The 22,818-nt window shown below is 59.9% G+C and carries 23 protein-coding genes; 14 read left to right on the top strand and 9 right to left on the bottom strand.

The genetic code is table 11. The features are described from left to right. Positions 1–17: 17 nt before the first annotated feature. A complete protein-coding gene (gene pqqA / locus BLV11_RS13295; RefSeq protein ID WP_004580352.1) occupies positions 18–89 on the bottom strand; it encodes a pyrroloquinoline quinone precursor peptide PqqA in 72 nt (23 codons plus the stop codon). Positions 90–422: 333 nt separating this feature from the next. On the opposite strand from pqqA, the gene BLV11_RS13290 reads away from it, so the two are divergent. Genes BLV11_RS13290 through BLV11_RS13245 form a run of 10 tightly spaced genes read left to right on the top strand, consistent with a single transcriptional unit; the run spans position 423 to position 10,241 of the window. Then, positions 423–1,067, top strand: coding sequence for a hypothetical protein (locus BLV11_RS13290; protein WP_091815198.1), 645 nt, complete (start codon positions 423–425; stop codon positions 1,065–1,067). 20 nt (positions 1,068–1,087) lie between these two features. Beyond that, on the top strand, positions 1,088–1,891 hold the full coding sequence (locus BLV11_RS13285; RefSeq protein WP_091815194.1) for an FHA domain-containing protein: 804 nt from the start codon (positions 1,088–1,090) through the stop codon (positions 1,889–1,891). A 43-nt stretch (positions 1,892–1,934) separates the two neighbouring features. Beyond that, positions 1,935–2,303, top strand: coding sequence for an FHA domain-containing protein (locus BLV11_RS13280; RefSeq protein WP_091815190.1), 369 nt, complete (start codon positions 1,935–1,937; stop codon positions 2,301–2,303). Further along, positions 2,300–3,148, top strand: a complete 849-nt coding sequence (locus BLV11_RS13275; RefSeq protein ID WP_091815186.1) for a MotA/TolQ/ExbB proton channel family protein — start codon at positions 2,300–2,302, stop codon at positions 3,146–3,148. Before BLV11_RS13280 ends, BLV11_RS13275 begins: the two co-directional genes overlap by 4 nt. A 24-nt stretch (positions 3,149–3,172) precedes the next feature. Then, a complete protein-coding gene (locus BLV11_RS18415; protein WP_217634574.1) occupies positions 3,173–3,772 on the top strand; it encodes an FHA domain-containing protein in 600 nt (199 codons plus the stop codon). A gap of 12 nt (positions 3,773–3,784) precedes the next feature. Continuing rightward, complete coding sequence (locus BLV11_RS13265) at positions 3,785–4,663, top strand: PP2C family protein-serine/threonine phosphatase (RefSeq protein ID WP_091815183.1); 879 nt, start codon at positions 3,785–3,787, stop codon at positions 4,661–4,663. Between the two features lie 5 nt (positions 4,664–4,668). Further along, the gene (locus BLV11_RS13260; protein ID WP_091815180.1) at positions 4,669–5,415 is read left to right on the top strand and encodes a hypothetical protein; all 747 of its coding nucleotides are present in this window, start codon (positions 4,669–4,671) and stop codon (positions 5,413–5,415) included. Then, positions 5,412–7,178, top strand: coding sequence for a M4 family metallopeptidase (locus BLV11_RS13255; RefSeq protein ID WP_091815176.1), 1,767 nt, complete (start codon positions 5,412–5,414; stop codon positions 7,176–7,178). The genes BLV11_RS13260 and BLV11_RS13255 overlap by 4 nt, the downstream gene beginning before the upstream one ends. Further along, positions 7,175–8,116, top strand: coding sequence for a PP2C family protein-serine/threonine phosphatase (locus BLV11_RS13250; RefSeq protein ID WP_139173238.1), 942 nt, complete (start codon positions 7,175–7,177; stop codon positions 8,114–8,116). The genes BLV11_RS13255 and BLV11_RS13250 overlap by 4 nt, the downstream gene beginning before the upstream one ends. A 22-nt stretch (positions 8,117–8,138) precedes the next feature. Continuing rightward, the gene (locus tag BLV11_RS13245) at positions 8,139–10,241 is read left to right on the top strand and encodes a serine/threonine protein kinase (protein WP_175528353.1); all 2,103 of its coding nucleotides are present in this window, start codon (positions 8,139–8,141) and stop codon (positions 10,239–10,241) included. Between the two features lie 201 nt (positions 10,242–10,442). On the opposite strand, the gene exaC is transcribed toward BLV11_RS13245, so the two are convergent. The 6 genes from exaC to pedF all read right to left on the bottom strand — a co-directional run bounded on the left by exaC (position 10,443) and on the right by pedF (position 17,245). Then, positions 10,443–11,960: an acetaldehyde dehydrogenase ExaC gene (exaC, locus tag BLV11_RS13240; protein WP_091815166.1), complete on the bottom strand. Its 1,518-nt coding sequence runs from the start codon at positions 11,958–11,960 to the stop codon at positions 10,443–10,445. Between the two features lie 204 nt (positions 11,961–12,164). Next, entirely contained in the window at positions 12,165–13,937 is a 1,773-nt protein-coding gene (locus tag BLV11_RS13235) for a PQQ-dependent methanol/ethanol family dehydrogenase (protein WP_091815163.1), read from the bottom strand. A 195-nt stretch (positions 13,938–14,132) separates the two neighbouring features. Continuing rightward, entirely contained in the window at positions 14,133–15,074 is a 942-nt protein-coding gene (locus BLV11_RS13230) for a quinoprotein relay system zinc metallohydrolase 1 (RefSeq protein ID WP_091815160.1), read from the bottom strand. Next, entirely contained in the window at positions 15,071–15,838 is a 768-nt protein-coding gene (locus tag BLV11_RS13225; RefSeq protein ID WP_091815157.1) for a quinoprotein dehydrogenase-associated SoxYZ-like carrier, read from the bottom strand. Before BLV11_RS13225 ends, BLV11_RS13230 begins: the two co-directional genes overlap by 4 nt. 6 nt (positions 15,839–15,844) lie before the next feature. Beyond that, positions 15,845–16,771 (bottom strand): substrate-binding periplasmic protein, encoded by a 927-nt coding sequence (locus tag BLV11_RS13220; protein WP_091815152.1) that lies wholly within the window; start codon positions 16,769–16,771, stop codon positions 15,845–15,847. A 45-nt stretch (positions 16,772–16,816) separates the two neighbouring features. After that, positions 16,817–17,245, bottom strand: coding sequence for a cytochrome c-550 PedF (pedF, locus tag BLV11_RS13215; protein WP_091815149.1), 429 nt, complete (start codon positions 17,243–17,245; stop codon positions 16,817–16,819). Between the two features lie 425 nt (positions 17,246–17,670). On the opposite strand from pedF, the gene BLV11_RS13210 reads away from it, so the two are divergent. The 4 genes from BLV11_RS13210 to BLV11_RS13195 are packed head-to-tail and all read left to right on the top strand — an operon-like array spanning position 17,671 to position 21,408. Next, positions 17,671–18,858: an ABC transporter substrate-binding protein gene (locus BLV11_RS13210; RefSeq protein ID WP_091815146.1), complete on the top strand. Its 1,188-nt coding sequence runs from the start codon at positions 17,671–17,673 to the stop codon at positions 18,856–18,858. Between the two features lie 44 nt (positions 18,859–18,902). Continuing rightward, positions 18,903–19,877 carry a YVTN family beta-propeller repeat protein gene (locus tag BLV11_RS13205; protein WP_091815142.1) on the top strand — a complete coding sequence of 325 codons (975 nt, stop codon included), beginning with the start codon at positions 18,903–18,905 and terminating at the stop codon, positions 19,875–19,877. Further along, entirely contained in the window at positions 19,874–20,602 is a 729-nt protein-coding gene (locus BLV11_RS13200) for an ABC transporter ATP-binding protein (protein WP_091815139.1), read from the top strand. The genes BLV11_RS13205 and BLV11_RS13200 overlap by 4 nt, the downstream gene beginning before the upstream one ends. Positions 20,603–20,604: 2 nt before the next feature. After that, complete coding sequence (locus BLV11_RS13195; protein ID WP_425433836.1) at positions 20,605–21,408, top strand: ABC transporter permease; 804 nt, start codon at positions 20,605–20,607, stop codon at positions 21,406–21,408. Positions 21,409–21,425: 17 nt separating this feature from the next. Here the strand turns inward: BLV11_RS13195 and BLV11_RS13190 are convergent, their stop codons facing one another. Together BLV11_RS13190 and BLV11_RS13185 are read right to left on the bottom strand one after the other, a co-directional pair. After that, entirely contained in the window at positions 21,426–22,094 is a 669-nt protein-coding gene (locus BLV11_RS13190) for an ABC transporter ATP-binding protein (protein ID WP_091815132.1), read from the bottom strand. Next, positions 22,087–22,791 (bottom strand): ABC transporter permease, encoded by a 705-nt coding sequence (locus BLV11_RS13185; RefSeq protein ID WP_091815723.1) that lies wholly within the window; start codon positions 22,789–22,791, stop codon positions 22,087–22,089. Before BLV11_RS13185 ends, BLV11_RS13190 begins: the two co-directional genes overlap by 8 nt. Between the last annotated feature and the right edge of the window lie 27 nt (positions 22,792–22,818).

Below are 22,818 nucleotides of genomic sequence, written 5' to 3'. Positions count from 1 at the left end.
CTGGCCATTTAAAGCGATCAGCGGTTGGCGAAGTACATGGTGACTTCGAAGCCAATTCGCATATCTTCATAAGCTGGTTTGGTCCACATAGATCGATCCTCTTGGTTATTGTGCTAGTCAGGACGTGACGGCAAGGTTATTGCCTTCATCACCCCTGATGCTAACCCCGGAGTCCGGCCCCCAACATGGTACTTTGGGAGCAAATTTGGCAGTACCAACGACCCGGCTTCGGCATCCTCGTCAGTTGCCGGCGCAAACCTACTTTGTTGATCTTGCAAACATAAGCCTATATTTTATCGTCAAAGGCGACACACGCTGGCGCCTCAGGCTGTTCCCGCGCCCTGGCAGCGACAAGGGCAGCGAAAAACTGACGGCACTTACCGCAATTTCCGGAACGGATGCGACAGGATGGTTAACACCCGATGAGACGCAAGGATCGCGAGCTTAATATCTTCTCCATGTCAGCGCTGGATCTGTTCGCATCCGCCCTTGGCGCATTCATCCTGATCACCCTGATCCTGATCCCCTACTACCTCAAGCAGGGCCCTCAGGAAGAACCCGTCCCCCTGGAGTGCCCGATTCCCGAACCGGCTCCCGAGTGCCCGGTGTGCCCGCCCCCCACGCCGATTCCGGAATGCCCGCCGCCGACACCAGCCGAGGTTCGCATCGCCGACAACCTGCTGATCATGCAGATGTCCTGGTCGCAGCGGGCCGACGTCGACATGCACGTGAAGACCCCTGATGGCGAGTACAACTACCAGCGGGTCAGCATTCCCGGCGCCCCCGGCCGCTTCACCCTGGACAACCGCTCCGGTGGCACGGCAGAACGCCCGGCGCTGGAAATCTGGATGGCCTACAACCCGACGCCAGGCACCTACGAAATCTGCTACAACCTCTACAGTACCGGGCAGGCGCGCCTGCCGGTCAGAGTGGGTGGCCGCCTCGACAAGCCCCACGGCCCAGTGGTGTTGCCGCCCACCGAAATACGCCAGACGGACCGCCAGTACTGCGTACTGAAGTTTTCCATCGATAGCGAATTCAACTACACGCAGATCACGCCCAGATAAGGCCAAAAGGACCGGTGCACATGACAAACCGCGCACAAGAACAACGACAACAGTGGCTCCGCAACAGCGTGTTTCTGCTGGCCCTGACCACCGCCAGCCAGAGCTACGGCACCGAGACTCAAGCCGAAGTGCCTGCAGAGCCTGCGACGCCTGCGCTTGAGCAGCCGGCCGACGCCCCGTCAGATGCCACACCGGAGAACGAAGCCGGTGACGCTGTCAGCGAAGAAAACCCCGAGACAAGTGAATCCGAAGAAACCGCTGAAACCGAGCAGCCAGCCGAGCCGGACGCCCCTGCCGAGGAACCGGCACCGGCGGCCAGCGAGACCGACGCCGATCCTTCGGCCACCGAGGCCATAAGCGATGGCAACCGCTATTACCTGTTTGCCGGCATTGCGGTCCTGTTGATTATTCTCGCCGTCCTGATCCGGTTGGTCGGCCGCAACCGCAAGCAGTCCAGAGCCCCCCTACCGCAGGTGGAGGAGGCCAGCCCGGCACCCTTCGGCTACTTTCATATCAGTGGGGCTGGCCAACAACGCATCTACAATCTGTCCGCCGATGTCATCAATGTTGGCCGCAGTGCCAACAACGACCTGGTACTCTCCAACGACACCGTCTCGTCCAGCCACCTGGTCGTCAAACGGGAACGAAACGGGTGCGTGCTGGTGACAGACCTGAACTCCAGTAACGGCACCCGGATCAATGGCGAGGACGTGTCGCAGGCCAAGCTGGTACCTGGAGATGAGCTGGAACTGGGCGAAGTGATGATCCGTTTTGAAACCCGCGCTCCGGCAAGTGCCGCGGACATGACGCGCCAGGCAGGCTGAACCGACACATGAGCAGACACATCACCAGAGAGAGGTGCGACCTATGACATCGTTCACCGTTGGTCGTGGTGAACAGGCCGATGTCCGGCTCAACCACGACACCATTTCACGCCTGCATCTGCGGGTAACCCTGGTTTCCCCTGGCGCCTACCTGGTGGAGGACCTGGGGTCCGCCAACGGTACCTGGCTCCTGCGCGACGAACGCCGCTTCCCACTCACGGCCGAGCGCCTTGGCGCCCGCGATCTACTGCTGCTGGGCGACTACTCGATTGAACTGGCCCAATTGCTGGACGCCTATCAGCAGAGCGCCCAACCCGCACGACCCACACCCGATGCAGACAGCAATACCCGAGACCCCTTCAGCCGCTACATCCGCAGCGAAGACGGACGCTACGTAAGGAAGCCCAAATGAACATCTCCAACGCCATGCTCATCCGCCTGATCGGTTTTGTGCTGGCCCTGCTCTGGATTGTGGTACTGAGCTTCGTGCTGCCGGTCGATTCCGGCGCCAATGGCGAAGCCGTGAGTTTTTCCTGGCACGCTTTCCTGATTGCCACCGAAGACCCGATGTACCCCTTCAACATTCAGGTGATGATGTGGATCGCTTTCTTCTACTGTCTGGCGGAACTGATCATCAAGTGGATCAACCTGTCGGAAGAAAACCTGCAGCTGGAGCTGTTTGACCTGTACCGTAACCCCGACCATGTGCTGATGAAGAGCGCCCAGGGTGAAGTCGCCATTCCCCTGGACCGCGACGAAGCCCTGAAACCGGAGTTGCTGGCGGCCATCTATTACGCCAAACGCAAACTGGTACCGGAGCATTCGCTGATTGGCGGTTTTTTCAAGAAGATCAACCACCAGTTCCAGAGCACTAACGACGTGGGCGATGTCTACAGCGCGGTGAACTCAATGATCGAGCTGAAGCTGCACGAGGTCGATCTGCGCTACACGGTTATCCGCTATCTGGCCTGGCTGATCCCCACGCTGGGCTTTATCGGCACGGTGATCGGCATCGCGGTGGCACTGGGGCAGGCCGGCGTGATGGGCTCGGACGACCCGGAGTTGCTGCAGGCGGTTATCCCCCTGTTGGCAACGGCGTTCTACACCACCCTGCTGGCGTTGCTGCTTTCGGCTGTGGTGATGATTGCGATCCAATGGGTGCAAGCCAAAGACGAGGAAACCGTCAACAATGCTGGCAGTCTGTGTCTTGACGCCATTGTCACCAACCTCAAACCCCGGTCATCCGGTCACGATTAAGCCATTTGCTGGAGGGCAGGCTATATGAGCAGATTCGACAATTCCGGTGACGACACCGCACCGACCCGACTGATACGCCGCGATGGCGCAAGCAGTGGGGGGAACAACGCCAATCGTGACGACCCTACCCGCAAGCTCGACTACCAGACCGAAAGCACCATGACGGGCGTCAACCGTGGTGCGACGGCTGATCCGGCCGCAAGTGCCGCTCAGGACAGCCCGAAGACCGTACTGTTCCGGCCCTCGGAAGAGCAGGATGCGCCACCCGCGGGTGACGCGACCCAGCCCATAGTGGCCTGGCTGGTGGTCAAGGACGGGCCCGGACGGGGCCGCGCTGTCAGCATGTCTTACGGCCTGAACAAAATCGGCCGAAACCCGGATCAGGCGGTCAGCCTGGACTTCGGCGACACCAAGATTTCCCGCAGCCATCACGCAGCCATTGAGTACGACCCGAAACTGCGGGCATTTTACCTCAGCAAAGGCGAGAACCTGGTCTACCTCAATGGCGACAGGGTCGGCAGCGGCCAGGAACACGCGCTCAACAGTGGCGACAAGATCGAACTTGGCGACACCATACTGCAGTTTGTTGCCTTTTGTGGGCCAGACTTCGACTGGAATGACTGACGGGCAAATACCATGATCGCGGTTTGGAGCGCAGCCCAGATCCAGGGCAGCCGGGATTACCAGGAAGATCGCTTCGGCGTGGTTGAGAACAACACCATCCTCTACCGCGGTAAACGCTATCCGTTTGCCGCCGGTCTGTTCCCGGCCCACTATTCACTCTACGTGCTGGCCGATGGCATGGGCGGGATGGGTCATGGGGAGCAGGCTGCCAGCACTGTGGTTGAGGTCTTTATCGAGACCTTCATTAATCTCGGCAATGATGGCTTAGCCCCCGCAGAACGGCTGCGATCCGCCCTGGAACAGGCCAACCAGGCCATTGCCGACATCGTATCCCGGGAACCCCACAAACGCGGCATGGGCGCCACCCTTGTGGCACTGCTGTGGGACAGCCAGGCGGGCACCGTGCAATGGCTTTCGGTGGGCGACTCGTTGTTGCAGCATTTCCGCAACCAGCTGCTGGAGCCCCTGAACGAGAAGCATACGTTCGACAATCTTGCCAAACGCTACGCGGCACAGGGTAATGACGAGAAAGCCGCCGAACTGATGGTTCATGGCGGCACACTCTCCAGCGCCGTGGATGGCCGCCCCATTCCCGAAGTGGATCAGCCACCGCAGCCTCTGGCCGTTGCCCATAGCGACCTGGTGATCCTTGCCAGTGACGGACTGGAAACCCTCAGCGAGCAACAGATCACCAACACCTTGACGGACCACGCGCCAGACTGGCTCAAGGCCGCGGACGGAGAGTCCGGCAGCCGTGCCCTTGCGAGCTGCCGCGATGCCCTCTTCGATCAGCTTCGCGAGGCTCGGGCTCCCCATCAGGACAACTGCACCGTGATACTGATCGGCTGGCAGGATACCCCCACACCATTAGCCGAACGGCAGCGGAGTTAACCGCCATGCGTAACACACGGAAAGTACAGCTTATTGTTCTTGCAGGCATCCTGACCTTGGGTCTGTGGTGGTGGCTGTCGCCTGCGCCTGATGACGACAGCAGCAACCAGGATCCGCAGAGCCCGCCACAGGAGTCGACGGAGCCGACGGCTGATGGCAGCGAGAACAAGGCTCCAGACCTGCCTGCCCCGGATGAAGACAAACCGGTGACAACCGTGCCACAGGCTCAGCCACCCACGGTGCGCGAAGTGCCCATAGACGACGCGCCAGCGGTCAGCAATCCGGAACAGGCTCAGGACGTGGTCGATGAGCTGGACCTGGGGCTCGGGCCCGACTCAGAGCTGGTGGTCGGCGACGCGACGTCAGACGACTATGGAAACAGCTACTATCAGCTGGAACAGCGCTATAAGGGCCTGCCGGTGTTTGGTGCCCAGGCACTGCTGGAAGTGGCGCATGGCCAGGCTCAGGTCCTTAACGGCGCCTGGATCGAGCAGATCGAACTGGACATCGAACCCACCCATAGTGCTAATGAAGCCTTACGGCTGGCTCTGGACCGGCGCGGTGTACCGGCGGAGCGTACGGTTGCGGAACTGGGAACCCCCACGTTACTGGTGTTTGTCACGGACCTGGGGCCGACTCTGAGCTGGCGCGTAACCGCCAGCCTGAACAACCCCGACTCAGCCCCCCAACGATACCTGGTGGATGCCCACGATCCGGTCATCTACCTTCAGGAAGCGGTATTTCAACGATGACCGAGGCTCGCTCTTTACCGACGCGGCAGTGGCGCCAGCTTCTGCCGTTGCTGATCTGGCTTGCGCTGCCGCAGTCAGCTCCGGCGGCGCCAAGGATTGATGCCTTTGACTACAACACCAAGTGCCTGTCCGACCGGCTGCAGGAAGCCCTGGCCACCATGCCCAGGGACTACAGCAGCAACCACCTGCCATCGCGCCTGCGGTCGACCCAGGTCAATGACCAGAATGCCGAGGGCAAAGCAGCCAACGCCATCGAGAGCCTGCAGCTGATCGAAACCTTCTTTGCCGACGAACTGGGCTGGAGCTCGGTCGATGGTGAATCCGCTCCAATGGTTCTGCTGGCCAATCTGTCCGCCAAAATGGACGGCAGTTGTGACAGCATGAATGCCTTCTACATGAACATCGGCCCCGACACCGCCCACGTCATCGCAATACTCCAGGGCCACCGCCAAGCCAGCGAGGATCTCGCCCACGACATTGATGTGGTCGGCCATGAGTTTACCCATGGCTTCTTCAAGAGCACTCAGGGCGAAGATCAGACCCTGGAAAAGGGAGCCATCAACGAAGGGGTGGCCGACATGTTCGGTGTCACCGTCCGCGCCTGGCATGAATCCGGCCGTGACCTCGCCAACACCCGGGTTCGGGAGGACAGCTTCCGGGTCGGCCGCACCTTTGCCTTAGTGGCTGATCGCTATTACGACGCCCCAATGTATCAGGGTGCCATGCGGGACCTGAGCAACCCGTTCCCCTGGGACACCGCCGATCACTATGATTTGGGCAACCAGCGTGAGTTTCAGGAAGTACACGCACTGAGCGGCGTGGTAAGCCTGCCGTTCGCGCTGATGGTCAAAGGCGGCCGTCATCCGCGCCTCGACCAGGGGATAGAGGTACAGGGTATCGGCTTCGACAAGGCCATACGCATCATCTTCTACACCCTGAAGCATCGCCTGCCATACAACACCATGCCCGAATTTGCGGCAGCTGTGAGCCGGGCCGCCGCGCGGATTCACGGCGATGGCAGCCCCGAAGTACAGACCGTACACGACGCCTTCGCCACCGTCGGGCTGCTGGACGGCGCTGCGCCATCCGCGAGCAACCCTGCCCCCACCCCGAGTGACCCAGACCCTGCGCCCGAAGCCGATCAAGAGCCTCCTGCCGCAGATCCAGCACCGCAGACTGACATGCCCCCTGAACCAGAACAACCGGCGCCCTGGCTGGGGCCGGGACAGATCTTTGTGGTACTGCTGGGTGTTTTCCTGCTGGCCCTGCTGATCGCGGGAACGGTGCTCAAGGCTTTCCGCCGCAACCAGATTCGTCGTGCTTACCAGCTTGACCAGCCCGCCCGACCATTTGTCGGGCAGCCTGGCCCGGCCCGAGTGGGCAGTGCAGAAGCCCCCCCTGAGCCGACCCGGCGAATCAGCGCGGGCGGCTGCGTGACCGAGGTCATCGCCGGCACCACCAGGGTCACCCTGATGCTCGATGACCGACCATTGGTGCTGGGCCGTGGCAGCGAGCTACCGCTGCCGACACCCCTGCGTCAATGTCTGAGCGAGGACCCGTTCCTGGCCCGGGCGCACTGTGAACTGTGGTATCAGCCAGACAGCAACCACCTGTACCTCCGCTGTCTGTCAGAGAACGGCGTGCAAATGAACGGGCAGAATGTCGCTAAAGGGGACAAAGTCAAAACCGACTTTTCCTCGCCAGTCACCCTCCGCGCAGGTCACACCACCCTCACCCTGACCCGGAAGGGGCTGTGGCCGTGACGGCTCCGGACGCGCCATCACCCAACCAGAGTCTGCCCCTGCCCTGCGCCAGCGCGCAGGTTACCGGGCAGCGCCAGCGTCAGGAAGACACCCTGCGGCTGACCCGCTTCGATGGCGGTCCCGCAGGCCCTGGCTTGCTTGCGGTTATCTGTGATGGCATGGGGGGGCATGTTCACGGCGATATGGCCAGCGCACTGGTGGCTGAACGCTTCGTGGCATCGTTCCTGGCGATGGATGGATCAGCGCCGGACCGACTGCGCGGTGCGCTGAGCGCAAGCCATGATGCGCTGATCGAGGCCACTACCCGGGACCCACAACTTGACGGCATGGGGACCACCCTGGTGGCGGCCTGTATTGTCGGCGACCAGTTGTACCGGATCAGTGTTGGTGACTCCCAGTTATGGCGATTACGCGACCATCAGATGGAACGGCTGAACGATGACCACTCCATGGCCCCGGTGTTCGACAGCATGGTCGAGATGGGCGAGCTGACGCCGGTGGCGGCCCGCGAGGATGGAAAGCGCCATGCCCTGCGATCGGCCATCACCCGCAAGCCGATCCACAAGATTGACGGGCCGGCCACACCAGACCGCCTGCTTCCCGGCGACTGCCTGCTGGTGGCCAGCGATGGCCTCGACAGCCTCGACCGGGACTCCCTGCTGGGGATTCTGGATGACGACACCGAGTCCCCGCAACACACTCTGGACCGGCTGTTCACCCACCTTGGGGAACTGAATGCCCCACAACAGGACAATACCAGCGTGATCCTGATATCAATGCCCGCAACAACCAGCGCAGCGGACAGCGTCCGGGTCGATACCCCTGCGAATGCCCCTGCCGTTAACGCGCCGGGCACCGGGTTCCCCACCGTGAACAGCGTTCTGGCCGGTGCCTTGGCACTGGTTCTGATCCTTGTTTTTCTTTGGATTTTATTGTGACTCAGGCAATGGGAGATCTGCAGTGACCCAGCCGATAACTCTGGCACTGGCCAACGGTAGCCGGATCGCTGAATACCGGATTGAACGCTTGCTCGGAGAAGGCGGCTTCGGCCTGACCTACCTGGCCGTCGATGAGAACCTGCACAAACAGGTGGCGATCAAAGAGTACCTGCCAGTGGACTTTGCCATGCGCGGAAATAACGCCATGGTGCAGCCCCGCACCGAGTCCAACCGCAATGACTTTACCTGGGGGCTGGACGCGTTTATCAATGAGGCGCGCATTCTCGCCAAGTTCCACAACCCCTATATTGTGCAGGTTTTCCGTTATTTTGAGGCCAACGGAACCGCCTACATAGTGATGGAGTACGTCGAAGGTCGCACCCTGCGCGAGACCGTGAATGAACTGGGTGAGCTGCAGGAAGCTGAAATCATGGCCGTTTTGCTGCCGGTCATGGACGGGCTGATGGATGTTCATGACGCGGGCATCCTGCACAGGGACATCAAGCCGGAAAACATCCTGATTCGCGACAATGGCAAGCCGGTACTGATTGATTTTGGCGCCGCGCGGCAGGCCTTGGGGACCAAAAGCCGCTCCATCACCACCGTGATCACGCCGGGCTACGTTCCCATTGAACAATACAGCAGCAAGGGCCACGTTGGCCCCTGGTCCGACATCTACTCCCTGGCCGCGGTGGCCTACTTCTGCCTGACCCGGAAACGACCGGAGGACGCCTCGGATCGCGCCGTCCACGATGACCTGCTACCGGCCAGGGATGCCGCCAACGGCCTCGCCCGGGCCTCTTTCCTGGACGCCATCGACCACGGCCTGATGGTGGCACCCCAGAAGCGCCCCCAAACCCTCGAAGCCTGGGTCCGCGCCCTGCGCGGCGAGTCCCCCGCTCCAGCCAGGGACACCGGCATGGAAGGCGCCACCACCCTCATCCGGCCCACGCCTGAGCCTGTCGCTGATAGCAACCGTTCTGTTGAACAAACGCCAGCGCCGAAGAAAGAGCAACCCGCCAAAGCAAAACCCTCAGCCCAGAAGGGCCAGCCTGCGGCCGTCGAACGGTCATCGAACCGGCGGGGGCTGGTCATCCTGCTGGGCCTGCTGCTGATTGCACTCGGCGGGATCATGGCTCAGCAAGTGGTGACAAGCATCGACTTCAGCGGTGGCGGCGACATCACGGATACCGGCAATAATGGTGGCGATGGCGCCAACGATACAGGCGCCGACCAGCCCGTGGCGACTGAACCAGACCCCGTTCCGGAACCGAACGATCCGGAACCCGGGTTTACAGAGAACAATGAAAGCGACGCTGTCCCGGAGGTTGCTACGCCAGAGCCAGAACCAGCTCCCGAACTCGAGCCTGAGCCTGAGCCTGACGAGCCCGAGGTGCCAGCAGAGCAGGATACGACGTTCCACCTGACCGTCATCACCGATCCGGAAAACCCTCATTTCGTGCTGTATGGCGATCCACGGCGCTACAGCCCCGGCATCGAGCTCGCCAACGGTAGCTATCGTCTCAAGATAAGCATGCCTGGTTTTCGTACCGTCGAGATCACCATCGAGTCTGATGGCGAAGATGTGGTGCGGGAAATCACCCTGGTGAGGGAAATCACACCGGAGGAGCAGGCCCTGTTTGACCAGGCCAAACGCTCCCGCACCGTTGAGAACCTGCAGGCCTATCTGGATCAGTATCCGCTGGGAAGCTATGCCGACCGGGTTCGCAGCTGGCTGGAAGAGGCCCGCGCGGCACAGACTGACGTCGCCGAGGAGCAGTCCGGGGACCGCCAGAAGCAAGCCCACCGGGCATGGCGTGCCTGCGAGGACATGCCCTGGAAGACGACCCCGGCCAACGGCCAGGCAGTGTTCGACATTCCCCGGGTCGCAAGTGGCAATTTCCGCATGCAGATTGGCCGCACGACCGTGCAGGCCAGCCAGATCAGCCGGGTTGCCGAATCGTCCCCCTTGCGCGAACTGTGTTCCGGGTCAAACTGCTATGTCGTCACGGCACCTTTTGGCAATGCCAGCTTTACCATCAGCCAGGGTGGCAGAGAACACAGCGGTGAAGCTTGCTTCTACTACCCGGACGAACGCTTTCACAGCTATCGGGTCGATCTCTGAGGTCGGGGGCGGAGAAAAAAAAACGGCCCTGGGCAGGGCCGAAGTTGGAGATGATAGGAAGACCCATATCCCCAGGGTTCTGATGAACCCTGGGCCCCGGCAATCTGCCGGGGCAAAAAAGGCGCATCCATACGCCGACTCACCACCGGACTGGCGCAGGGACCAGTCCGGGCACAACAATACTACTTTTCAGAGCGGGGCTTAGAAGAAGCCCAGCGGGTTGGTGTCGTAGCTGACCAGCATGTTCTTGGTCTGCTGGTAGTGGTCGAGCATCATCTTGTGAGTTTCACGACCGACACCGGACTTCTTGTAACCACCGAACGCGGCGTGCGCCGGGTACGCGTGGTAGCAGTTCATCCAAACCCGACCAGCCTGAATTCCGCGACCCATGCGGTAAGCCAGGTTGGTATCGCGAGTCCATACACCGGCACCCAGACCAAACTCAGTGTCGTTAGCCATGGCCAGCGCTTCTTCCTCGGTCTTGAAGGTGGTGACACCAACCACAGGTCCGAAGATTTCTTCCTGGAACACACGCATGCTGTTATCGCCCTTGAACAGGGTCGGCTGAATGTAGAAGCCATTCTGGAAGCCTTCCAGACGCTCACAGTCACCACCGGTCAGCACTTCAGCGCCTTCCTGCTTGCCGATTTCCAGATAGGACATGATCTTGTCGAACTGTTCCTTACTGGCCTGGGCGCCGACCTGAACGTCCGTATCGAGCGGGTTACCACGCTTGATGGTCTTGGTGCGTTCAACAACGCGAGCCATAAACTCATCGAAGATATCTTCCTGAACCAGCGCACGAGACGGACAGGTGCACACTTCGCCCTGGTTGAAGAACGCCAGAACCACACCCTCAACACACTTATCAAGGAACTCCGGCTCGGCGTTCATGATGTCAGAGAAATAGATGTTCGGAGACTTGCCACCCAGCTCAACGGTGGACGGGATGATGTTTTCCGCCGCGCACTTGAGAATGTGGGAGCCAACCGGGGTGGAACCGGTGAAAGCAATCTTGGCAATGCGCTTGCTGGTCGCCAGCGCCTGACCAGCTTCGCTACCGTAGCCATTAACAATGTTGAGCACGCCCGGCGGCAACAGGTCACCGATAACTTCCATCAGCACCAGGATGCTGGCCGGAGTCTGCTCGGCAGGCTTGAGCACAGTACAGTTACCGGCGGCCAGACAAGGCGCCAGCTTCCAGGCCGCCATCAGCAGCGGGAAGTTCCACGGAATGATCTGACCAACAACACCCAGCGGCTCGTGGAAGTGATAAGCAACGGTCTTGTTGTCGATTTCGCCGATGCTGCCTTCCTGCGCACGGATACAACCGGCGAAGTAACGGAAATGATCAGCAGCAAGCGGGATATCAGCGGCCAGGGTTTCACGAACCGCTTTACCGTTATCCCAGGTTTCAGCAACAGCCAGCTTTTCCAGGTTCGCTTCGATGCGGTCAGCAATCTTCAGCAGAATGTTAGAGCGGACAGTAACAGAGGTCTCACCCCAGGCTTTCGCGGCTTTGTGTGCAGCGTCCAGAGCCAGATCGACATCTTCGGCAGTAGAACGGGGAATCTCACAGATGACCTCGCCGTTGACCGGGGAGATGTTCTCGAAGTACTGGCCTTTGGTCGGGGCGACCCACTCGCCACCAATGTAGTTTTCGTAACGGGATTTGAAGGAGACGACGGAGCCTTCCTGTCCTGGTTGTGCGTAGATCATGGTATCGACCTCTTGTTGTGTGTGTCGCTTGGCAACGCGGCCTTTCGCGCTATACAGAACCACTTTAGACCGCGACCCCATAAGCGCCAATGCGCCCTTCGACGAGAAAAACTCCTCCGTTAGTACTACGTGCCTTTTGCCCGGCCCCGGCCAATAAAAAAAGGGCCGCATAGCGGCCCTTTCTCATAACGTCGCGATTCAGGATCAGTTAGCTGCAACCCGGTCGCTAGGCAGTTTGAACGTCCAGACCATACCGCCCTGGTTGAAGTTCTTGACCACTGCGGCCACTTCACCACCCCACAGCGGTACCGCGCCACCCCAGCCAGAGGAGATGGACACGTACTGTTCACCGTTCATTTCCCAGGTGATCGGCGTGCCGACAACACCGGAACCTGTATTGAAGCGGTACAGCTCTTCACCCGTGCGGGCATCAAATGCCTTCAGGTAGCCTTCCGGAGTACCGGTGAACACCAGGTTACCAGCCGTGGTCATTACGCCACCCCACAGCGGTGCGGTGTTCTCGTAACGCCAGACTTCCTCACCGGTCTTGGGATCCATCGCACGCAGAACGCCGATGAAGTCTTCGTTAGCCGGCTTGATGGTGAAGCCAGCACCCAGGTAAGCCGCACCCTGCTTGTAGGAAACAGGCTCGTTCCAGATGTCCATGGACCATTCGTTGGACGGAACGTAGAACAGACCGGTGTCCTGGCTGAACGCCATCGGCATCCAGTTCTTGCCGCCCAGGAAGGACGGACGAGCCAGAACCGTTTCGCCCTGCTCACCAGATGCGTCAGCGGGGTTGCCCGGACGACCGCCTTCGGTGTAGATCGGACGACCGTCCTCATCCAGACCAGAAGCCCAGCTGATTTCATCAACAAACGGGAAGCCGCGGATGAAGTCGCCGTTCTCACGGTTCAGGACGTAGAAGAAACCATTACGGTCAGCGGTAGCCGCTGCGTGAACCACATCACCGTCGTCTTCATAGTCGAAGGAAATCAGCTCGTTAACACCATCGTAATCCCAGCCATCGTGAGGCGTGGTCTGGAAGTGCCACTTGATGCTGCCGTCATTGGGGTCAATCGCCAGACGGGAGGAGGAGAACAGGTTGTCACCCGGACGCAGGTGAGAGTTCCAGGGAGCCGGGTTACCGGTACCGAAGAACAGGGTATCGGTCGTCTCATCGTAGGTGCCGCCCAACCAGGTTGCTGCACCACCGCTCTTCCACATGTCGCCCGGCCAGGTGCGGCCAGCTTCGCCACCGGAAATACCATTCTCAACGGCTTCGCCGTCGCGGTAGACATAGCCCATGTGACCTTCAACGGTCGGACGGGTCCAGAGGATTTCGCCGGTGTTGGGGTCGTAGGCTTCAACCTTACCGACGATACCGAACTCACCACCGGATACGCCGGTGATCAACTTGCCATTCACGATGATCGGCGCGGCAGTGATGGAGTAGCCAGCCTGATAGTCAGCGACTTTCTTGATCCAAACAACCTTACCGGTGTCCTTGTTCAGGGCAACCAGCTTGGCATCCAGGGTACCGAAGATCACCTTGTCGTCGTACAGGGCAACACCGCGGTTGATCACGTCACAGCAAGGCATGATGCCGTCAGGCAGACGGGCATCGTACTGCCAGATTTCTTCGCCGGTCATGGCATCGATGGCATAAACCCGGGAATAGGAAGCGGACACGTACATGACGCCGTCCTTCACCATCGGCTGGGATTCCTGGCCGCGCATTTTCTCGCCACCAAACGCAAAGGCCCAAACCGGCTGCAGGTTCTGAACGTTGCTGGAGTTCAGGGTAGTCATCGGGCTGTAGCGTTGGCCCTGCAGGCCCATACCATAGCTCACCACGTCGTCGGTGGTGGTGTGGTCATTCATGATGTCTTCGTCGGTGACGGCGTGAGCCCCGAGAGACACCGCCAGCGCCAGGGCGCTGACAGAATATTTCATAGCGATCCGATTCGATCTCATGGTTGCGCTCTCCAATCTTTTGTTTTGAGTTTCAGCAGCGAACCGGGAACTCTTCCCGCCTCTACCCCTGATTCTTGTTTCTGGAGCGTTTACCAACAATTAACCGGCAGCACAGGTTTTCTAATCACTTGGTAGTAAGACCCAAAAAAAATCGCCGGCAAGCCGGCGATCCAGAGAAAAAGACAGGGCATCCGGTTATTCCGGCAGCAGCTCCAGCGCTGCCTGCTCGTACTTCGGATAAAGATGACTGGTGGTGCGGATCAACTCATAGCGAGCGCCCTCGATGCCATCAAAACGGTGGGGGATCGACTGCTGCATAACTTCGCTGGCACTCAGCCCGCGAGAGGCGGCCATCGACATGGTCTGGTAGAGCCACTCCAGGTAATCAGACATCTGCCGAAACGCCGAGTCATCGCTCACCACGGGCCCGTGCCCCGGGACCACAATACGGTAGGGCAAAGCCTCCAGCCGCGCGATCTCTCCTGCCCAGATCATCAGGCCCGGACTCTGGGGCGTCGTCAGAGCACGGTTATAGAACACCATGTCTGAGGCGAACAGCACCCCGGTTGTCTCATCCAGCAACACCATATCGGAGCCGGTATGGCCGGTCAGTTCGAGAATCTGGAAACGGTGGTCGCCTACATCAAGAATGCCTGGCTGCAGCGTATTCGGGGGAACCACCACGTCAGTACCCCGCATCCAGTCTCCGACCATGCGATACATGTTGTCCGAAAAGGCGTCGCCGTCCTCCCGCAGACGCTGACGTCCGGTCTCCAGCATATAGAGCGTCTCTGGCTCGAAGGCCTGATTACCAAAGACGTGATCCGGGTGATGATGAGTGTTCAGCACATAGCGGATTGGCTGCGACGTTTTGCTTTCGACCAAACGCCGCAGCGCCTCGCCGTAGAGCCTTGACGGACCGGTGTCGATCACCACCACACCGTCGTCAGTAATGACGAACGATACGTTGACAATATTGCCGCCATTGTCACGGCTGAAGTTGCCGGTACTGCCTTCGATTACCCAGGTATCAGGCGCGACTTCACGTGCCTCCAGGTTGTAGGCCAACTCCGGCGAACTGACCACCGGCGCAGCGATCAGCGAGAACAGTGCCACCAATAACCCACGGGCGATCATAACTGCCCCCCAAGCCGACGCTCAAATTCATTGCCGTTATTGTCACGCATCCAAAGCACGGCATCCGGCGCCTGCTGCTCAAGCTCAAACACCAGCATGGGGTTCTCGGCGGCTGACTCAGACAACGTCATCGTCAGCAAAGGTTCTTCACTGACCGAATCCCGCATAATGACATTTTCGATATGGAACACCGGCACGCCGGAGACCATGCCCGAATCCATGGGATGCATGACGTTGAATTTGTAACGCACGCCTTCAACGCGTGAAAAGGCTCCGCCACGGATGGTGCCGAAATTCTTTTCCCAGTCAGGATTGGCGATGGTCATGCTCGGCGCGGTACAGCCACCACCGGCTGCATCCACATAGGCGCTGCCCAGGTGCCAGACACCTTCATCAGTGAGCACGGCAACCCTGACAGTGGTGGCCTGTTGTACCCGGAAGTTAAGGGATAGCAGCGTTGTCGGCGTCGGGCCCGGGGTCAGAGAAAACAGATGGGGGATCGGGTTAAGGTCCACCCAGGCAACAATTTCCCGGGCGGTGCCGGAAAAGTCTTTCAGATCAACGGTCAGAGGGACCTGGGAAGAGTTTTCGGCAAACGGCGGCACTTCCACCCGGATCTGTTCATCAAGCACCACCGACGTCACGTTACCGAGGTAGCGCTCGATGTTGTATTGCCACATCGGGGAACTGTAGGGATCTACTGGAATTCCGGCCCAGGCAGGTGCCCAGGCCAACAGAAGCAAAGTCATCGTCAGCCTTGTCATGCCCGGTCACTCCTCGTTCGACGCGTTTAGTATTTCCTCATAAAAACCCGGAATGCTGTACCGCAAACCATATTGCTCAAAAACCTGCGCGACATCGCCGCTGCGAACCATATCGTCCATGGCTCCCTCAATGGCATAGGCCAACTGGCGATGGGTATGCTTTACCGCCATACCGACATCCCACATCTGCTTGCCAATACCGGGAAACCCATTGATCGCCGCCTGAAAGCGGCCATCTTCACGAAGGCCCAACTCGTAATCGATTTCCGAGCGCATCCCCATAACGGCCGTTACTTCTCCGTTCACCATGGCGTCAAATGCTTCAGCCACGTTGCGGTAGTGGTGGGTCTGTTCACGAAGACGCCCCCGAAACGCAGAGGTCAGGTAGAAGTCAGGCAAGGTATCGATCTGGACACCGATGGGATGGTACTGGAACAGCGCCATGGTCTGGACAGACTCCAGCTTTTCCGAGTCAAAGCCAATCTGCCACTGCTCACGCTGGTAGGGCCCGAACATGACGACCTGCTCGTTGATCACCTCTCCGGTTGAGTCCCTCATGTAAGCGTATTGCTTATCGTAGGGCACCCGCATCATCACATCGGCGACCCGGGTCTTGTCCAGGTAATGTCCTTTCCAGACGTTATTGCGAAGATCGTCCTGGAGGTTCTCATCCGGCACAATCCAGTGCACCCGGAACTCAACCCCCAGCGCTTCTGCAATCCGGCGCCCGAGCTCCACATCGACCCCCGCCGGCTCGCCATCCAGAAGAAACGAGTAAGGCGGGAAGTTCTGGTAAACACCGACATTCAGGTAGCCGGATTCAATGACGTCATCATAGGTGCGCTCCGGCGGTCCGAGTTGCGGACTCTGTGCCAGCAGCGAGCTGCTGAACAGCACCATAACCAGCATCAGGATGTAACGGGGAATCCACATAAATCCGCCTCCTAGACGAAAGCCTGTCACCCGGACTCAGCCAGATCATTCTGGCTGCGGCAGCGACTCAAGATAGGTACGAATGGACCAGATCGCCGTTTGATCCAGGCTGTTTTTGAAGGATGGCATACCACGCTCGGTGCCGTTCATGACACGGCCGATGAAGTACTCGTCGTCCCACTCGGTCAGAAGGCGCAGATCAGGCGTCAAACCTCCGGACATGGCTTCAATGCCATGACAACCGGCACAGTTCCCCGCATACCCACTCTTGCCGACTTCAACGGCATCGCTGTTCAGACTGCCGTGGTCATTGCCCTCACGGAACGGGTTTTCCATCAGCGCTTCACGCCCCAAATCAGGAAGGCTGCCCGTATCAACCGGCTGCGGAGTGACATTACCATGGGCAAGTGCGAGACCAGCTCCGCTGACCAAAGCGGCAACAACCAGTGCTTTGAGTGAAGTTGAATGCGCCATAACGAGTACCTCTCTTAAAACTGTTTCTGCCGGCAAGCTGCCAGAGACGACATACCAGCGACCTGAACCCAGTCTAAGAATCCCGCCACCGCAATCGAATTCCACTTTGGAGGCTTCGACCTAGTTCATTAGTAGTAAATTTTTCAGCCCCTACGGATGGCCCTGACGCCTGGAAATACAGATTCATCCTTTTTTAACAGCGAGTTAAAGAGTAGGCACCCAACATTCGGCCGGACTTTTAACGTCCAGCGTCATGCCAGCCTGCCAACGTCCCCCTCAAATCCTGCCCATTCCCAGCCTGATCGCCCTCATTAGTTCTTTAGTAGCGGTCGATTGCTACTTTTTGGATATTTTCTGCCTCCCCCCGTCTATCTAAGCTCAGGATTAATAATCGCCAAACCCACTGTCGTAAAAGGCCGAGTTTTATGCGAAACCCTGTCACCCTGCTGTCCAGCCTGCTTACGGCAATGTTGCTGATCCCGGCATTGCCCGCCAACGCCGGCGACGATGATCTGGTCGTGACGATCGGCTACCTGCAATGGCAGCCTGACCAGGGCCCGGTGCTTTCCAATGTTATCCCTGAGCCGGAGGACGCCGGACTCCAGGGTGCCGAACTGGCCATCAGCGACAACAACACCACCGGCCGCTTCCTGAACCAGCACTACAATCTGCAACCGGCGATTGTGAATTCAGAAGCAGACGCCCTGGCCGCAATGGATAGCCTGCTCAATAAAGGGATTCGCCTATTCGTTGTGAGGGCGCCGGCCGACACCCTCCTCGCACTGACCGAGAAGGCGGGGGAGCAGGCGCTGGTGTTCAATGCGGGCGCCCACGACAACGCTCTGCGCCAGAGCGAGTGCCCGACACAATTGCTGCACACCATTCCCAGCTACGCCATGTTGACCGACGCCCTCGCCCAGTGGCTGAACCTGCGGCGATGGCGCGACGTGCTGATGATTACCGGACCCACCGACGCCGACCAGCAATGGGCCGCCAGCTTCCGCCGTGCCGCCCAGCGTTTCGGCATCGAGATTGTCGACGAAAAACCGTGGACCTTCGACGCTGATTTGCGCCGGACCGCGTCACGGGAGCTGCCACTGTTCACCCAGACTGACGACGACTATGACGCCGTGGTGGTGGCCGATGTACGCGGTGATTTTGGCGAATACGTGCCTTTCAACACCTGGCTTCCACGCCCGGTGGTGGGCACCCAGGGCATGACCCCGCTGACCTGGCACCGGGTGGTGGAAAGCTGGGGGGCCGCCCAGTTGCAGAGCCGCTTCGACGAGCAGGCAGGGCGAGCCATGAACAGTGAAGACTACGCCGCTTGGGCGGCGGTGCGCTCCATTGGCACGGCAGTAACCCGACTGGGCAACAGCGATGCCACCGGGGTACGCGATTTCCTGTTCTCCGATAACTTCCAGCTTGCCGCCTTCAAGGGCCGCAAGCTCAGCTACCGCAACTGGAATGGCCAACTGCGCCAGCCGATTCCGCTGGTGCACCCACGAGGGCTGGTTGCCACAGCACCTGTCGAGGGTTTTATTCACCCGAAGACCGAAATGGACACCCTCGGCCTCGACGAGCCCGAAAGCGACTGCAACATTCAGCCCTAACCGGTTTTTGAACTAGTATCACAACGGTAACAAGGAGTACGACCATGAAACTGCCACTGCGAACCACCGCCCTGGCGGCGCTGTTCACCCTGTCTGCCCCGGTGGCAGCAAGCCTGGCCTATGTGTCCAACGAAAAGGACAATACCCTGTCGATCATTGACACCGACACACGGGAAGTGGTCGAGACCATCGATGTTGGCGAACGCCCTCGAGGCATCCTGCTCTCGCAGGATCATACCAAGCTCTATATTTGCGCCAGCGATGACGATACGGTTCAGGTCATGGACCTGGCCAGTCGTCGTATCATCGATACCCTGCCTTCGGGTGAAGACCCCGAGCAGTTCGCCCTGCACCCCAACAATCGCCATCTCTATATTTCCAATGAAGACGATGCCATCGTCACCGTGGTGGATGTCGAAACCAAGGAAGTGCTCGCGCAGATTGATGTCGGCGTCGAACCCGAAGGCATGGCCGTCAGCCCCGATGGCCGATGGGCAGTCAACACCAGTGAAACCTCCAGCATGCTGCACTGGATCGACACCACCGACTTCGAGATCAAGAAGAACATCGTTGTCGGGCAGCGACCACGGCACGTGGAGTTCAGCCATGACAGTTCCATTGCCTGGGCCTCAGCAGAGATCGGCGGCACTGTGCACGTGATTGACGTCGACAGCCTGGAGGAGATCAAGCAGCTCACCTTCTCCATCCGTGGCGTCAACCAGGACAAGGTCCAGCCGGTAGGCATTGAACTGACCTCGGATGGCAAGTACGCCTTTGTTGCCCTCGGCCCCGCCAACCATGTTGCAGTGGTCGATGCCCAGACCTATGAAGTGCTCGATTACCTGCTGGTCGGCCGTCGGGTCTGGCAGCTCGACCTCAACGCCGATGAAACCGAGCTGTACACCACCAACGGGGTGTCTGGCGACGTGTCAGTGATCGATGTCGAGTCGTTGAACGTGATCAAATCCATCAAGGTTGGGCGCTACCCCTGGGGCGTCGTAATCGATCCGAACTCATGACCCTGGAAGCTCGAGGCATCAGCTTCCACTACGGCCGGAAGCGCGTTCTAAACGACGTCAGCTTCACCCTGGCGGATGGACGCTTTCATGCCCTGCTGGGGCCCAACGGCGCCGGCAAGTCGACCCTGTTCGGCTTGCTGACCCGCCTGCTCGCCCTGCAGCAGGGTGACATCCTGCTGGGCGGAGTCTCACTGAAACGCCAGCCTGCCACGGCGATGCACCAGATCGGCGTGGTGTTCCAGCAGAACGCGCTCGACCTCGACCTTACCGTGCAGCAGAACCTGATGTACCACGCAGGTCTGCACGGCATGTCACTGAAAGAATCCCGCCTCCGCTGCGCCCGGGAACTCGAGCGTTTTGAACTCAGCGAGCGGGCCGGCACGCCGGTGCGTCAGCTCAACGGGGGGCACCGCCGCCGGGTCGAGATCGCCCGTGCGCTGCTCCACCAACCCAGCATACTGCTGCTGGACGAGCCCAGCGTCGGCCTCGACGTGCCCAGCCGCGAGACTCTCAACAGGCACGTGCGGCAACTGTGTGACGACAGCGGGCTGACGGTGCTCTGGGCCACCCACCTGATCGAGGAAGTCAGGCCCGATGACCAGATCCTGATCCTGCATCAGGGCCGACTGCTCGCCGACAGCGACGGTCACAGCCTGTGCCGCGACAAAGGCACGTCATCGCTGGCCGAGACCTTTCGTACGTTGACCGGAGAGGAGGTCTCTTGAGCCTGCAACACTACTGGTTCTGCTTTCTTGCCATCCAGACCCGGGAATGGCGACGGTTCTGGCAACAGCGCACCCGCTTTGTCAGCGCACTGGTGCGCCCGCTGCTGTGGCTGATGGTGTTTGCCGCCGGCTTCCGTGCCGTGCTTGGCGTCTCCATTATTCCGCCCTACCAGACGTACATTACCTATGAGACCTACATTGCCCCCGGCCTGTGCGCGATGATCATCCTGTTCAACAGCATGCAGGGCGCCCTGTCCATGGTCTACGACCGTGAACTCGGCAGTATGCGGGTGTTGCTGATGAGCCCATTGCCACGACCATTCCTGTTGATCACCAAGTTGCTGGCCATGGGCGTGGTGTCGGTGGGGCAGGTCTACATCTTCCTGCTGATTGCCCGGCTGATCGACGTCGAGCCACCGGCCTGGGGGTATCTGGCAATTTTGCCCGCGCTGGCAATGACCGCCCTCATGCTGGGGGCCCTGGGACTGCTGATCGCCACCTGGATCAAACAGTTGGAGAACTTTGCCGGAGTGATGAACTTTGTGATATTCCCGATGTTCTTTCTGTCATCGGCGCTCTATCCGCTCTGGAAAATGCAGGAAGCCAGCCCCTGGCTGTACTGGATCTGCCAGTTCAACCCCTTCACTCACGCCGTGGAGTCCATTCGCTTTGCACTCTACCTGCAGTGGGATACCGAGGCCTACGTCACCACCACAGCGGTTACCGTGGTGCTGTGTGCCCTGGCCACCGCAGGCTTCCGCCCCCAGCGCACGCGTATTCTGGGCACCCGTACCGGCGGTAACTGAGCCCTCACACACTCCGGTCAGGCCCGACGACCCAATAGGGTCAGGCCTGACCGGCTGTCCGCCTCCGCTGCTGCGCCCCTACCCGCGCCCGCCACCCGCAACCGGGCCGGCGAACCCTCCAGCCACCAACTCTGGCTGGCCAAGGCTTGCGCATCGCGTTCATCATGGGTGACGCAGACCATGGCCATACTCGGGCTCTGATCCAACAAGCGTGTAATCAGCCCCTGCAATTCACTTGCCCGTTCCGGATCAAGGGAGGCAAACGGTTCATCCAGAAGCAGCAGATCCGGTTGCACGGCCAGACAGCGGGCCAACGCCGCTCGCCGCGCCATACCGAGGGACAGCTGGTCCGGATAGCGGTGGCCCGACCCGGCAAGCCCGACCTGACCCAGCAGGTGAGCCGCCCGTTCACGGTTGGCACCGACCAGGGCGAGATTCTGATAGAGCGTGCGCCAAGGCAGCAGTCGCGGCTCCTGAAACAGATAGCCAATGCGCAGCTCCCGCGACGGGCCGGTCGTTGTGGCACGGATCTCGGTATCGAGACCGGCCAGGATATTCAGCAAGGTGGTTTTGCCGACGCCGGACGGGCCCAACAGGCAAATACGATCACCCCGGTGGATGCGCAAACTGATCGGCCCGAGTACTGACTGCTGGTAGCTCTTACCTTCAAACGTCAGCTCAAGCATGGCGGGCCTCCGGATGGCGCCAACGATGGGCCCGGCGCTCCAGCGGTTGCAGCACCGCCAGCTCAATCAGCTGCACCACCGCAATGAACGCCAGACTGTAAGCAAGAATCGCGGATACATCGAACACCTGAAATGCCATGTGCAGCTGGAAGCCAACCCCATCGGAGCGCCCCAGCAACTCCACCACCAGGACAATCTTCCAGATCAGCGCCAGACCACCGCGAGTGGCCGCCATCACGTAGGGGAACAGCTGCGGCAACCACAGATCCCAGAGTCGCTGGCGCCCGCTGAAGCGATAGACTTCCGCCATTTGCTCCAGCTTGTAATCAAAGCTTCGCGCGCCTTCACGGATGGTGACGGCAACATTGGGTACCTTGTTGATCACCACCGCCAGGATAGCGGCCGGTTCCACCAGCCCCATCCAGACATACAGCAGAATGATGGTAACCAACGCTGGCAGGTTCAACATCAGCACCAGCACCGGATCCAGCACGGCATTGACCGTGGCGGATCGCCCCATCCAGAAGCCCAGAGCAATACCCAGCAGCATGGCAAGCGCGAAACTGACCGCCACCCGGTAAAGGGTGACCCCCAGGTGATGCCAGAGCTGACCGGAAGCGGCCTGTTCCATAAGGGTCTGCAGCACCGTCAGCGGTGATGGCAGCAGGGCACTGTCAAGGGCAAAGGCAAGCGCCATCCAAAGCGCCAGCAGAACCGGCAAGGC

The sequence above is a fragment of the Marinobacter mobilis genome (assembly GCF_900106945.1).
Taxonomy (GTDB): domain Bacteria; phylum Pseudomonadota; class Gammaproteobacteria; order Pseudomonadales; family Oleiphilaceae; genus Marinobacter; species Marinobacter mobilis.
The sequence above is the reverse complement of the archived record's forward strand: the minus strand, read 5'-3'. Positions and strand labels throughout refer to the sequence as shown.